Genomic DNA, 12,788 nt, shown 5'->3' on the forward strand with positions numbered 1-12,788 from the left:
ACGCCTCGCGGCGTCCTGAAGGCGTCCCGTGCGGACGTCCTGGCGGGGGATCAGCCGCCCGTCGCGGGCGACTTCTTGGCGGACTCGGGGATCTCGGAGTCCGACCGGACGGCCTTCCACAACTCGGTGGCCTGGGGTTCGGCCGCCACGACCCGGTTCGGGTCGGTCTTGTCGTACGCCACCGGCAGCATGATCGTCTCCATGGTGGCCGGGTCGACCCCGTTCATGCTGCGCGCGAAGTCCGCCAGGCTGGTCAGCGAGGCCAGTTCGGAGTCCGTGGTGAGCGCGGCGGTGAGACTGTCGGCGATCTTGTACGTCTTGGTGGGGCTGCCCAGCAGGTCCTGCTTCTTGACCTCGCTCAGCAGCGCGATCAGGAACTGCTGCTGGAGCCCGATGCGGCCGAGGTCGCTGCCGTCGCCCACCCCGTGCCGGGTGCGCACGAAGGCCAGGGACTCGGTGCCGTCCAGGGTGTGGGTGCCGGCGCTCAGGTCGAGGCCGCTGGCGGGGTCCTTGATGGGCTCCTCGACGGTGACGGGCACCCCGCCGATGGCGTCGACCAGGCCCTTGAACCCGGCGAAGTCGATCTCCATGTAGTGGTCCATGCGGACGCCGGACATCTTCTCCACGGTCTTGACCACGCAGGCCGGTCCGGCCTGCGAGTACACGGAGTTGAACATCACGCGCTTCGCCTCCGGCAGGGCGGAGCCGTCGGACTTCTCGCACTCGGGGCGGGTGACCAGGGTGTCGCGCGGGATGCTCACGGCGACGGCCTGCTTGCGGCCCTCGGGTATGTGCACCACCAGGGCGGTGTCCGAACGGGCCCCGGCGACCTTGCCGGTGCCGAGCGAGGCGTTGTCGCCGGCGCGCGAGTCCGAGCCGAGGACCAGCAGGTTCTGTCCCGACGTCGGCAGCTTCTCCGGACGTTCGGTACCGAGGGCCTTGTCCAGGTCGACCCCGTCGATGTTCCCGTTCAGGCCGCTGTAGAGCCAGTAGCCGGTGCCGCCGAGGGCGAGCAGGAGCACGACGAGCGACAGCAGGACGATCCGTCCCCAGCGTCTGCGGCGGCGTGGCGCGCGGCGACCGCCGTCCGGCGCGGCCCGGCGGGTACGCCGAGGCTCCGTGGTGGCGCTGTGCGTCATGGTGGTGGGTTCCTCTCCTCACGGGCTCCGCGGTGGCGGAGTCGCAGGGCCCGGGTGGGGGGAGGCCGGCCCGCTGGGCGGTCGTGTCAGTGCGAGCACTATATGTGCTCACGCCCAGTCATTTTACGAGCGGGGAACCATAGCGGGTAACAGCGATGTACGCCACATTAACTCCCCTTGACCAGCCTTAAGGGTGACATAAGATGTGGCGAACCTGTGACGGCTGTGAAGGGGGGCTTTCCCGCTGTCAGGGGTTTCCGGTGTGGCCGTTCACGGTGGGGGCCGTGGCTGCGCCGGACAGGGGAGGGGCGTCCAGTGCGGACTGTTCGGCAGCCCGCTGGGCGAAATGTCTTGGTAGGAGTACGAGTTGGTGGATCACCCGCGTTTGAGCATCGTCGTGCCCTTTCAGGACGTCGAGACCTATCTCGCCGAATGCCTGGAGTCGATCGCGCGGCAGTCGTTCCGTGACTTCGAGGTGATCCTCGTCGACGACGGCTCCACCGACGGCTCCTCACGGATCGCCGCCGACTTCTGCGCCGCCGACCCGCGCTTCCGGATGATCCGCCAGGAGCCGCAGGGGCCCGGCCACGCCCGCAACACCGGTCTGCGCGCCATGCACCCCCAGGGGGAGTTCCTCGCCTTCGTCGACGGGGACGACGTCATCCCCGAGTACGCCTACGGCCTGCTGGTCCGCACCCTGGAGGGGTCCGAGTCGGACTTCGTCTCGGGCAACGTGCAGATGATGAACTCCACCAAGAAGTGGCAGTCACCGCTGCACAAGGGGCCGATGCAGAAGAACCGGCGGGGCACGCACATCACCCGGTTCGAGGCGCTGATCTACGACCGCACCGTCTGGAACAAGATGTTCCGGCGGTCCTTCTGGGACTACCACTACATCGCGTTCCCCGAGGGCGTCATGTACGAGGACTCCTGGGTCAACATGTACGCCCACTTCCGCGCCGCCAAGGTCGACGTCGTCACCGACATCGTGTACTTCTGGCGCCGGCGCGAGGGCGGGGCCGCGCCCTCGATCACCCAGCGCCACACCGAGCTGTCCAACCTGCGGGACCGGGTCGCGGCGGTCCAGTCGGTCAGCCGCTTCCTGGCCGACCGCCGCTCGCGCCAGTACGAGGAGAGCAAGCGCAAGTACGACCTCGCCTGCCTGAAGTCCGACCTGATGCTGCACCTCAAGGTGTTGCCGGACGCGGACGAGGAGTACCGGCAGTCGTTCATGCGGTGGGCCAACGAGTTCCTCGACGAGACCGACCTCACCATCATCGACGAACTGCCCGCGGACGCCCGGGTCAAGTGGCTGCTGGTACGCGAGTGGCGGCTGGCCGAACTGCTGGAGGTCATCGAGTTCGAGCGGCGCGGCGGCCCGATGCCGGTCCAGCGCCGCTTCCGGCGCTACCTGAAGTACCCCTACCTCGGGGACCGCGAGGTCGGCCTCGACAAGAAGGCGTTCCGGCTCGACAAGGAACTCTCCCTGCACGGCTCGCTCGGCGAGGCCCGCTGGAGCACCAACGGCCATCTGCTGACCCTCACCGGGAGCGCGTACGTGCGCTTCATCAACGTGCACAAGCGGCACATGTCGGTGAAGGCGATCGCCCTGCGGAACAAGAAGCAGGGGCGGATGGTGCTCACCCCGGCGAAGACCACCTACGCCCCCCAGGCCACCGAGCACTCCAACCAGAACCGCTACTGCTACGACTGGGCCGGCTTCGAGGCCCGGATCGACACGACCCGGCTCAAGCGCAAGGGCCAGTGGGTCGAGGGGACCTGGGACGTGGCCGCCGGTGTCCTCAGCCGCGGGCTGTTCCGCTACCGGGGCATCGACCGCGGCAGTGCGGGAAGCTCCGCCAACCCGCCGTACCGCTATGTCGACAAGAACACCCGCATCCTTCCGGTCTTCCTCCAGGGCAAGCTGAAGCTCCGGGTCGAGATCGTCCGCTGCCGGATCACCGGCCACCGCGTGACCGGCGACCAGCTGGAGGTGCGCGGGGTCTACCTCGGGCCGCGCGTGCCGGAGTGGGGCAAGCTGCGCGTCACCAGTCTCAGCGGCGCGGGCCAGCACGACGGCCGCGTGTACTTCACGGCGGGCGGCGAGGGCTGGTGCACCTTCTCGGCCAGGCTCCCGCTGCGCTCGCTGGTGCCGGCCTTCCGGGCCGACGCCCAGGCGGACGCGGACATCCCGGAGTCCTGGAGCATGGGCAGCAACGGCTGGAAGACCACTCTCCACGTGGAGGGCCGCAAGGGCGCCCTCTACCCGGTGATGGCGGAGGAGACGCCCGACGGCCACTACCGGATGCCCGGCTCGCTGCAGACCCGGGAGGGCGACCGCGAGGTCGTGGTGCACCGCAACGGCTCGGGCTACCTCGTCCTCTTCGAGCGCGCCACCCTGCCGACGGTGAATCGATTCTCCTGGCATCAGGACGGCTCGCTGGAGATCCACGGCCGCTACCTGGCCGCGGACCGGCTCTCGTCGCGCGAGTACCGGGACGCCCACCTGGTGGTCCGCTCCCGGGCGCACGGCGCGGAGCGCGAGGTCCCCGTCGAGTGGGACGGCAACGCGTTCCGGTGCCTGGTCAGCCCGGCCGCCATGCGGACGCTGGCCGGCGACATCCCGCTCGCGGCCGGCCGCTGGGACTTCTTCCTGCGCCGGCAGGACCACTCGGCCGTGGCCCGCGAGGACCGCCTCGAAGACCTGATGGTGAAGATCGAGCAGGATCTCGTCGGCGCCTTCCCCGAGGAGTACGAGGAGAACGAGCGCCGCTACGAACTCCAGGCCGAGGCTTACGACCGGCTCTCCCTGCTCGTCCACTCCGCCATGCCCGACTACGCCCGCGGCCCCTACCGCCAGAAACTGCTGCGCACCAAGGCGTATCCGGCGGCCCGCCGGCAACGGGTGCGCCCCGCCGTCCTCTTCGACGCCTTCAAGGGCACCCAGTACTCGGACAGCCCCCGCGCCCTGCACGAGGAACTGCTCCGCCGCGGAACCGACCTCGAACAGCTGTGGGTGGTGCGCGACGACCAGGTGGAGGTGCCGCCCAGCGCGATCCCGATCCGCATGTGGTCGCCCGAGTGGTACGAGGCCCTGGCCACCAGCCGGTACATCGTCGCCAACAACCACCTCCCCGACTGGTTCCAGCGGCGCGACGGCCAGATCGTCGTGCAGACCTGGCACGGCACCCCGCTGAAGAAGATCGGCCACGACATCGAGTCCATCCACTTCGCCGACCAGCGCTACCTGGAACGGGTCGAGAAGGAGGTGCGGAACTGGGACATGCTGGTCTCGCCCAACAGCTTCTCCACCCCGATCCTCCAGCGCGCCTTCGGCTTCCCCGGGGAGATGGTCGAGTCGGGCTACCCCCGCAACGACATCCTCCGGCTGCCCGGCACCGAGGAGCGGGGGCGGGAGATCCGCCGCCGCATCGGCCTGCCCGAGGACAAGCGGGTCGTGATGTACGCGCCCACCTGGCGCGACGACCAGTACTACGCGCCCGGCAAGTACAAGCTGGACTTCCGCATCGACCTCGCGGACGCCCGCGCCCGGCTGGGCGCCGACCACGTCCTCCTGGTCCGCCGCCACCCCAACGTCGTGGACCCGGTGCCCGGCGCCGGCGACGGATTCGTCTTCGACGTCTCCGACTACCCGGACATGGCCGAACTCTCCCTGATCACCGACGTCATGATCACGGACTACTCGTCCCTGATGTTCGACTACGTCAACACCGGGCGGCCCATCCTCTTCTTCACCTACGACCTGGACCACTACCGGGACACCCTGCGCGGCTTCTACTTCGACTTCGCGAGCAGCGCCCCCGGCCCCCTCCTGCACACCTCCGAGGCGCTGGTGACGGCCGTCGAGCGGATCGACCGGATCGAGGAGGCCTACGCCGACCGGTACCGCTGGTTCCAGCGCGAGTTCTGCGACCTGGACGACGGTTACGCCTCCGCGCGGCTCGCCGACCGGATGCTCGTGGTCGGCGGCGACCTCGCTCCCGGGCAGGCGCAGGCACCGGCCGTGGGCACCGTCGACACCCGACAGGCGGGGCGGCCCATGACGCCGGTCCAGGGCCGTGCCGGGAGCTGGTTCACGGCGCCGCGCCGGACGGTGCAACCGGAGCCGGCCGTCGCGCCGGTGGTCGGTGCGGTGCCCGCGCAGCCCGGGCCCGAGTACGCCGGCCCTCCGCAGCTCATGCCCGGCGGGCGGACCTTCGAGGGCGCGGTCGTATGACGCCGGTACTCGGCGGGCCCTCAGCCGGTGTCCACCCGGACCAGCAGCGCGCGGTGGTCGGAGACGCCGGTGTCGCGCACCGTGCAGCCGGATCTGGGCAGGCCGGTGAACAGATAGTCCAGTTTGTGACCGGACTCGTGCGTCGGGCGCCCGGAGCGGTCGGCGGCAGATTCCTGGTCGCACTCCCGGTAGACGCGGTAGACGGCGTCGGGCCACACCCAGCTGGACGTGTTGCGGACGCTCGGCGGGTTCAGGTTGAAGTCGCCGCCGAACACGGTGCGCCGCCGCGGCACCGCCGCGACCAGTGCCCGCAACTGGTCGTCGCGGTACTCCCGGCCGGGATGCGCCAGGTCGCTGCCGGGCAGGCTCAGGTGGGCGTTGCACACCCGGACGCCGGCCTTGTCGACCGTCGCGCACAGGATGCCGCGCCCCAGTCCGGCCACCGGCTGGCGCGAGGGCACCGACCGCACCGAGGACAGCGGGTGGGCCGAGAGCAGGGCGAGGCCGGCGGCGCCCTGCCCGCGCCCGTCGCACCGCACCGTGCCGGAACGCCCGGCCCGGTCGCGCGAGGTGTAGGGACGGAAGGCGAGCTGCCAGGAATCGCCGAGGGCGTCGCGGACCGACTCCGCCTCGGCTTCGCAGGCCTCCTGGAGCAGGACCACGTCGGCACCCTCGCCGACGAGCCGTTCCACCGCCCGCCTCTTGGCGGCGGCACCACCGGTCTCCGCGCAGTTCCACCGCCGCACGCCGCACATGTTCCAGGACGCCACGGTCAGGACGCGCTCCGCCGGGAGGGACCGCACCGTTCCCCTCGCGGTCAGCACCGGCACCAGCGTGACCAGGAGCGCCGACAGCGCGAGCACCGAGGCCACGGCGACGAGGCCGCGACGCCGGCGCGGGCCGGTGAGGAGCGGGAAGTCCGGCAGAGGCATCCCGACATCATGTCCGATCGACCGAGCCGGCCCACGGGGGCGGTCATGAGAGTGGAGTTCCGTACATGACCAAGGCGCCCGCGCGGAAGATGTTCAACGGGATCGAGGCGTCGGGCCCGTTTCCCGTCGAGTACCGGTTCTCCCACGCCAAGAGCGGCAACCGCCACCTCGTCGTGGTGTTCGCCAACTTCTCCGCGCCCGAGGACTACGGCTGGTGCAACGGCGTCTTCGACAACGTACGCGCCAACATCCTCTGGATCCGCGACCGCTTCGACGGGACGAACGCCTACTACCTGTGCCGGAACATGGACTTCGGCCTGGCGGACTCGGTACAGGCCCTCATCTCGAACGTCACGCGGTCGCTGGGGCTGACGCCGGACCAGGTCACCTTGTGGGGCGGCTCCAAGGGCGGCAGCGCCGCGCTGTACTTCGGGCTGCGGTACGGGTACCGGAACATCGTGGCCATCGTGCCGCAGTTCCTCGTCGGCGACGCCCTGGAGCGGCGGCACCCGAAGGTCTCCGCCTACATGCTGGGCGAAGGCGCCCCGGCGCACAACGCCCGGTTCCTCGACGCGCTCCTCCCCGACCTGGTGCGGGCCCGCGCCAACAGCGCCGCCAACATCTACGTGCTCTCCTCACCCCAGGACGAGCACTACGCGGTGCAGGTGGAGCCGTTCCTCGGCATGTTCCAGGGCTACGACAACTTCAACTTCCTGTACAGCGAGTCGCCGACGATCACCGGCCACGCCACGGTCACCCGGCGGAACGTCCCGGCGCTCGTCGGTCTGCTGAACCTGCTCGCCGACGGCTACGCCCCGCGCCTCGGGTTCGTGCGCCACGCCGCCGAGGAGTTCGACCGGGAGACGTCGGACATCGAGGCCTACCTCTCCGCCACCTCGAAGGTGCAGGGCGCCGACGCGTTCGCGCCGCCCGTGGTGACGGCCCCGGACTACAACGGCGAGGCCCCCGCCACCGGCCTCCGCTTCGCCGGGACGGCCCCGGGGGCGGTGCGGGTCAGCATGTGGGAGAACGGCAAGTTCGTGGCGTCGCCGGAGGTCGCGGCCGACGGCTCCTGGTCCTGGGCGCCGGCCAGGCCGTGGGCGACCGGCAAGCACCTGGTCAAGGTCTTCGCGGTCGACCTGGCCGGGTTCCACTCCAGCCGGGTCGAGGTGCCCTTCACGGTGGTCGACCGCCCCGCCCCCGCGGGGCCGACCCCGCCGGCCGTCGCCGTGCCGGGACCGGGGCAGCAGGTGGGGCCGTCGGTCGCCTTCCACGGGACCGCGCCGGGCGCGGTCCAGGTCGGTTTCCGGGAGAACGGCGTGCTGCTGGGCGCGGTGGCGGTCGCGCCGGACGGCGTCTGGGGCTGGGACCCGGGCTGGTCGTGGCCGGAGGGCATGCACCTGGTCGAGGTGGTCGGGGTGGACGCGCACGGCGCGGAGTCCGCCCCGGCCGCGGCCGCCTTCACGGTCCTGCACGCGGCCGTGCCCGTCGGTCACCTCCCGCCGCGGTACTGAGCACGACGGTCCGGACGACGAACAACTCACGAGTGGAAGCCACACATGCCGACTGCACCGCCGAAAGCACGCGAGCTGATCAGCGGGATCGACACCTCGGGCGCGTATCCCGTCGAGTACCGGTTCACGCACGGGAAGGGCGGCAACCGCCATCTCCTCGTCGTGTTCTCCAACTTCGGCGTCCCCGACGACTACGGCTGGTCGAACGGCGTCCTCAACCCGGTGCGGGCCAACATCCTCTGGATCCGTGACCGGTTCCGCGGTATGCGGAGCTACTACCTGTGCGAGGGGATGGACTTCTCCCTGGAGCAGTCCGTGATCGGGGTCGTCTCCAAGGTGATGAACGCCCTCGACCTGACCCCGGACCGCGTCACCCTGTGGGGCGGCTCCAAGGGCGGCAGCGCGGCCCTCTACTTCGGCCTGCGCTACGGGTTCGGCAACATCGTCTCCATCGTGCCGCAGTTCCTCATCGGCACCTACGTGAAGACGGTGCACCCCAAGGTCGCCCGGTTCATGCTGGGCGAGGGGGTGCCGGAGGAGAACGTCCGGACGGTCGACGCGCTCCTCCCGGACCTGGTGCGCTCGGGCGTGGGCCGGCAGTCCAACATCTACCTGCTCACCTCGCCGCAGGACGAGCAGTACGAGGAGCAGGTCGAACCCTTCCTCGGGCTCTTCCAGGGGTACGACAACTTCAACCTCGTCTACAGCGAATCCCCGCACATCACCCGCCACTCGGACGTCACCCGGCGCAACGTGCCCTTCCTCATGGGCCTCGTCAACATGCTCTCCGACGGGCTCGCCCCGCGGCTGGGCATGGTGCGCAACGGGTACGAGGAGCCGGACCGCGACACCTCGGCGATCAAGGGCTATCTGTCCGCCACCTCGGCCGAGCGGCCCAGCACCATCGCCATGCCGGTGGTCTCCCACCCGGCACCGGACACCGAACTGCCCACGAACGGCGTGTACTTCACCGGCACCGCGCCCGGCGCGGTGCGCGTGAGCCTGTGGGAGCACGGCAAGTTCCTGGGCTCGCCGGCCGTGGCCGTGGACGGCACCTGGTCCTGGCAGCGGGACAAGCCGTGGAGCAAGGGCAAGCACCTGGTGAAGGCCGTCGCGTGGGACGCGGAGGGCCGCAAGACCAGGGGCACCGCCGTCCCGTTCACCGCGGTGGCCGGCGCCCCGGCCGCCGGTGCGGGCGCGATCCCGGCCCAGCCCGCGGCGCCCATGGACTTCGCGCCCATGGGCGGCGGGCTGCCCGCGCCCACCGTCCACTCCCCGGTGGCGTACGAGCAGATCGGCGGGTCGGCCGTGCGCTTCACCGGCCTGGCCAGGGGCGCCGCGCAGGTGGGGTTCCGGGCGGGCGGCACGCTCCTGGGCGGGAGCCCGGTCGCGGTCGACGGACGCTGGGCCTGGGACTCCGGCTGGCCGTGGCAGGAGGGCCGGCACACGGTGGAGGTCTTCGCCGTGGACGCGGCGGGAAACGAGTCCCCGGCGACGCCGGTCCCCTTCGCCGTCGCGCATGTCACGGCGGGCGCGACACCGTACGGCTACTGACCCGGCCCCCGCACGCGAGAGGGCCCCCGCCACACGTGGCAGGGGCCCTCTCGTACGGAGACCTACGCGGGCACGCTCGCCACGCCCGCCTCCAGGAACGGCTTCCCGTTCACCCGCTGCGAGACGCCCTCGCGGTCCAGGTACGGCGTGATGCCGCCCAGGTGGAAGGGCCAGCCGGCGCCGGTGATCAGGCAGAGGTCGATGTCCTGGGCCTCGGCGACGACGCCCTCGTCGAGCATCAGGCCGATCTCCTGGGCGACCGCGTCGAGCACCCGCGCCCGCACCTGCTCCTCGGTCAGGACGGTGTCGCCCTGCTTGAGGAGCGCGGCGACCTCCGGGTCCAGCTCGGGCTTCCCGCTGTCGTAGACGTAGAAGCCGCGCTTGCCGGCCTCGACGACCGCCTTGAGGTTCGGGGAGACCGTGAAGCGCTCGGGGAAGGCCCCGTTGAGGGTCTCCGAGACGTGCAGGCCGATCGCCGGGCCGACCAGCTCCAGCAGGACCAGCGGGGACATCGGCAGGCCGAGCGGCTCCACCGCCTTCTCCGCGACGTCCACCGGCGTGCCCTCGTCGATGACGTTCTGGATCTCGCCCATGAAGCGGGTCAGGATGCGGTTGACGACGAACGCCGGGGCGTCCTTGACGAGGACCGCGGTCTTCTTCAGCTTCTTGGCGACGCCGAACGCCGTGGCCAGCGAGGCCTCGTCGGTCTGCTCGCCGCGGACGATCTCCAGCAGCGGCAGGATCGCGACCGGGTTGAAGAAGTGGAAGCCGACGACCCGCTCGGGGTGCTTCAGCTTCGACGCCATCTCCGAGACGGAGAGGGAGGAGGTGTTGGTGGCGAGGATCGCGTGCGCCGGGGCGACCGCCTCGACCTCCGCGAACACCTTCTGCTTGACGCCCATCTCCTCGAAGACCGCTTCGATGACGAAGTCGGCGTCCGCGAAGCCCTCGGCCTTGTCCAGGACGCCGGAGACCAGCGCCTTCAGCCTGTTCGCCTTGTCCTGGTTGATCCGGCCCTTGCCGAGCAGCTTGTCGATCTCGGCGTGGACGTAGCCCACACCCTTGTCGACACGCTCCTGGTCGATGTCGGTGAGGACGACCGGGACCTCCAGGCGCCGCAGGAAGAGCAGCGCGAGCTGGGAGGCCATCAGGCCGGCGCCGACCACGCCGACCTTGGTGACCGGGCGGGCCAGCGACTTGTCCGGGGCGCCCGCGGGGCGCTTGCCGCGCTTCTGCACCAGGTTGAAGGCGTAGATGCCGGACCGCAGTTCGCCGCCCATGATCAGGTCGGCGAGCGCCTGGTCCTCGGCGTCGAAGCCCTGCTGGAGGTCGCCGTTCTTGGCGGTGGCGATGATGTCCAGGGCGCGGTAGGCGGCCGGGGCGGCGCCGTGCACCTTGCCGTCCGCGATGAAGCGGCCCTTCGCGACGGCCTGGTCCCAGGCGTCGCCGCGGTCGATCACCGGACGCTCGACGGCGATCTCGCCCTTGAGGACGGACGCCGTCCAGATCAGCGACTGCTCCAGGAAGTCCGCGCCCTCGAACAGCGCGTCCGCGATGCCGAGTTCGTAGACCTGCTTGCCCTTGAGCTGCTTGTTCTGGTTCAGGCTGTTCTCGATGATCACCGAGACGGCCTTGTCCGCGCCGATCAGGTTCGGCAGCAGCGTGCAGCCGCCCCAGCCGGGGACCAGGCCGAGGAAGACCTCGGGGAGCGAGAACGCCGGGAGGGCCGCGGAGACCGTCCGGTACGAGCAGTGCAGGCCGATCTCCACGCCGCCGCCCATGGAGGCGCCGTTGTAGTACGCGAAGGACGGCACGGCCAGCTTCGACAGCCGCTTGAGGACGTCGTGTCCGCCCTTGCCGATGGCCAGCGCGTCCTCGTGCCGCTTCAGCAGCTCGACGCCCTTGAGGTCGGCGCCGACGGCGAAGATGAACGGCTTGCCGGTGACGCCGACGCCGACGATGTCGCCGTCCGCGGCCTCCTTCTCGACCTGGTCGATCGCGGCGTCGATGTTCGCCAGCGACTGCGGGCCGAGCGTGGTCGGCTTGGTGTGGTCGTGGCCGTTGTCCAGGGTGATCAGGGCGAAGCGCCCGGCACCGAGGGGAAGGTCGAAGTGGCGTACGTGCGCCTGGGTGACGACCTCGCCGGGGAACAGCTCGGCCGCACCCTTCAGCAGCTCTGCGGTGGTGCTCACTTGTCCCCCTCGAAGTGCGGGTTCTCCCAGATGACGGTCGCGCCCATGCCGAAGCCGACGCACATGGTGGTCAGGCCGTAGCGGACGTGCGGCTGCTCCTCGAACTGGCGGGCCAGCTGCGTCATCAGACGCACGCCGGAGGAGGCCAGCGGGTGGCCGAAGGCGATGGCGCCGCCGTACTGGTTGACGCGCGCGTCGTCGTCGGCGATGCCGTAGTGCTCCAGGAAGGCGAGGACCTGGACGGCGAAGGCCTCGTTGATCTCGAACAGGCCGATGTCGGAGATGGACAGGCCGGCCTGGGCCAGCGCCTTCTCCGTCGCCGGGATCGGTCCGTAGCCCATGACCTCCGGCTCGACGCCCGCGAAGGAGTACGAGACCAGGCGCATCTTGACGGGCAGGTCGTGCTCGCGGGCGAAGTCCTCGCTCGCGATGATCGAGGCGGTGGCGCCGTCGTTCAGACCGGCCGCGTTGCCCGCGGTGACCCGGCCGTGCACGCGGAACGGCGTCTTCAGGCCGGACAGGTTCTCCAGCGTGGTGCCCGGACGCATCGGCTCGTCGGCGGTGACCAGGCCCCAGCCCGTCTCGCCCGCCTCTTCGTTGGTGCGGCGCACCGAGACCGGCACCAGGTCGGCCTGGATCTGGCCGTTGGCGTACGCCTTGGCGGCCTTCTCCTGCGAGCGCACGGCGTACTCGTCGGCGCGCCGCTTGGTGATGCTCGGGTAGCGGTCGTGCAGGTTCTCCGCGGTCATGCCCATGAACAGGGCGGACTCGTCGACCAGCTTCTCGGAGACGAACCGCGGGTTGGGGTCGGCGCCCTCGCCCATCGGGTGGCGGCCCATGTGCTCCACACCGCCCGCGATGGCGACGTCGTACGCGCCGAAGGCGACCGAGCCGGCCACGGTGGTGACGGCGGTCAGCGCGCCCGCGCACATGCGGTCGATCGCGTAGCCGGGCACCGACTGGGGCAGACCGGCGAGGATGCCGGCCATCCGGCCGATGGTCAGGCCCTGGTCGCCGACCTGCGTGGTGGCGGCGACGGCGACCTCGTCGACCTTCTTGGGGTCGAGACCGGGGTTGCGGCGCAGCAGCTCCCGGATCGCCTTCACGACCAGGTCGTCGGCGCGGGTCTCGTGGTAGACGCCCTTCGGGCCCGCCTTGCCGAACGGGGTGCGGACGCCGTCTACGAAGACGACGTCCCTGACGGTACGAGGCACGATGGC

At 70.7% G+C, this 12,788-nt stretch carries 7 protein-coding genes; 3 read left to right on the top strand and 4 right to left on the bottom strand.

All coding sequences use genetic code 11. From position 1 onward, the window contains the following. Window positions 1-50 precede the first annotated feature (50 nt). Window positions 51-1,139 carry an LCP family protein gene (locus OIE75_RS30335; protein WP_307015645.1) on the bottom strand — a complete coding sequence of 363 codons (1,089 nt, stop codon included), beginning with the start codon at window positions 1,137-1,139 and terminating at the stop codon, window positions 51-53. 385 nt (window positions 1,140-1,524) lie between these two features. Here OIE75_RS30335 and OIE75_RS30340 point away from each other — a divergent pair, with 385 nt between their 5' ends. Then, the gene (locus OIE75_RS30340; protein WP_329472838.1) at window positions 1,525-5,376 is read left to right on the top strand and encodes a bifunctional glycosyltransferase/CDP-glycerol:glycerophosphate glycerophosphotransferase; all 3,852 of its coding nucleotides are present in this window, start codon (window positions 1,525-1,527) and stop codon (window positions 5,374-5,376) included. Window positions 5,377-5,396: 20 nt separating this feature from the next. Here the strand turns inward: OIE75_RS30340 and OIE75_RS30345 are convergent, their stop codons facing one another. Then, entirely contained in the window at window positions 5,397-6,308 is a 912-nt protein-coding gene (locus OIE75_RS30345) for an endonuclease/exonuclease/phosphatase family protein (RefSeq protein WP_307015647.1), read from the bottom strand. Window positions 6,309-6,373: 65 nt separating this feature from the next. On the opposite strand from OIE75_RS30345, the gene OIE75_RS30350 reads away from it, so the two are divergent. Both OIE75_RS30350 and OIE75_RS30355 read left to right on the top strand, forming a co-directional pair. Continuing rightward, window positions 6,374-7,822 carry a hypothetical protein gene (locus OIE75_RS30350; protein WP_329472839.1) on the top strand — a complete coding sequence of 483 codons (1,449 nt, stop codon included), beginning with the start codon at window positions 6,374-6,376 and terminating at the stop codon, window positions 7,820-7,822. A 45-nt stretch (window positions 7,823-7,867) separates the two neighbouring features. Continuing rightward, window positions 7,868-9,376: a hypothetical protein gene (locus tag OIE75_RS30355; protein ID WP_329472840.1), complete on the top strand. Its 1,509-nt coding sequence runs from the start codon at window positions 7,868-7,870 to the stop codon at window positions 9,374-9,376. 62 nt (window positions 9,377-9,438) lie between these two features. Here the strand turns inward: OIE75_RS30355 and OIE75_RS30360 are convergent, their stop codons facing one another. Together OIE75_RS30360 and OIE75_RS30365 are read right to left on the bottom strand one after the other, a co-directional pair. Next, window positions 9,439-11,568, bottom strand: a complete 2,130-nt coding sequence (locus OIE75_RS30360; protein WP_122618344.1) for a 3-hydroxyacyl-CoA dehydrogenase NAD-binding domain-containing protein — start codon at window positions 11,566-11,568, stop codon at window positions 9,439-9,441. After that, window positions 11,565-12,782 carry an acetyl-CoA C-acyltransferase gene (locus tag OIE75_RS30365; RefSeq protein ID WP_307015650.1) on the bottom strand — a complete coding sequence of 406 codons (1,218 nt, stop codon included), beginning with the start codon at window positions 12,780-12,782 and terminating at the stop codon, window positions 11,565-11,567. Before OIE75_RS30365 ends, OIE75_RS30360 begins: the two co-directional genes overlap by 4 nt. Window positions 12,783-12,788: the final 6 nt, after the last annotated feature.

Source organism: Streptomyces sp. NBC_01723, assembly GCF_036246005.1.
In the GTDB taxonomy this organism is placed as follows: Bacteria; Actinomycetota; Actinomycetes; order Streptomycetales; family Streptomycetaceae; genus Streptomyces.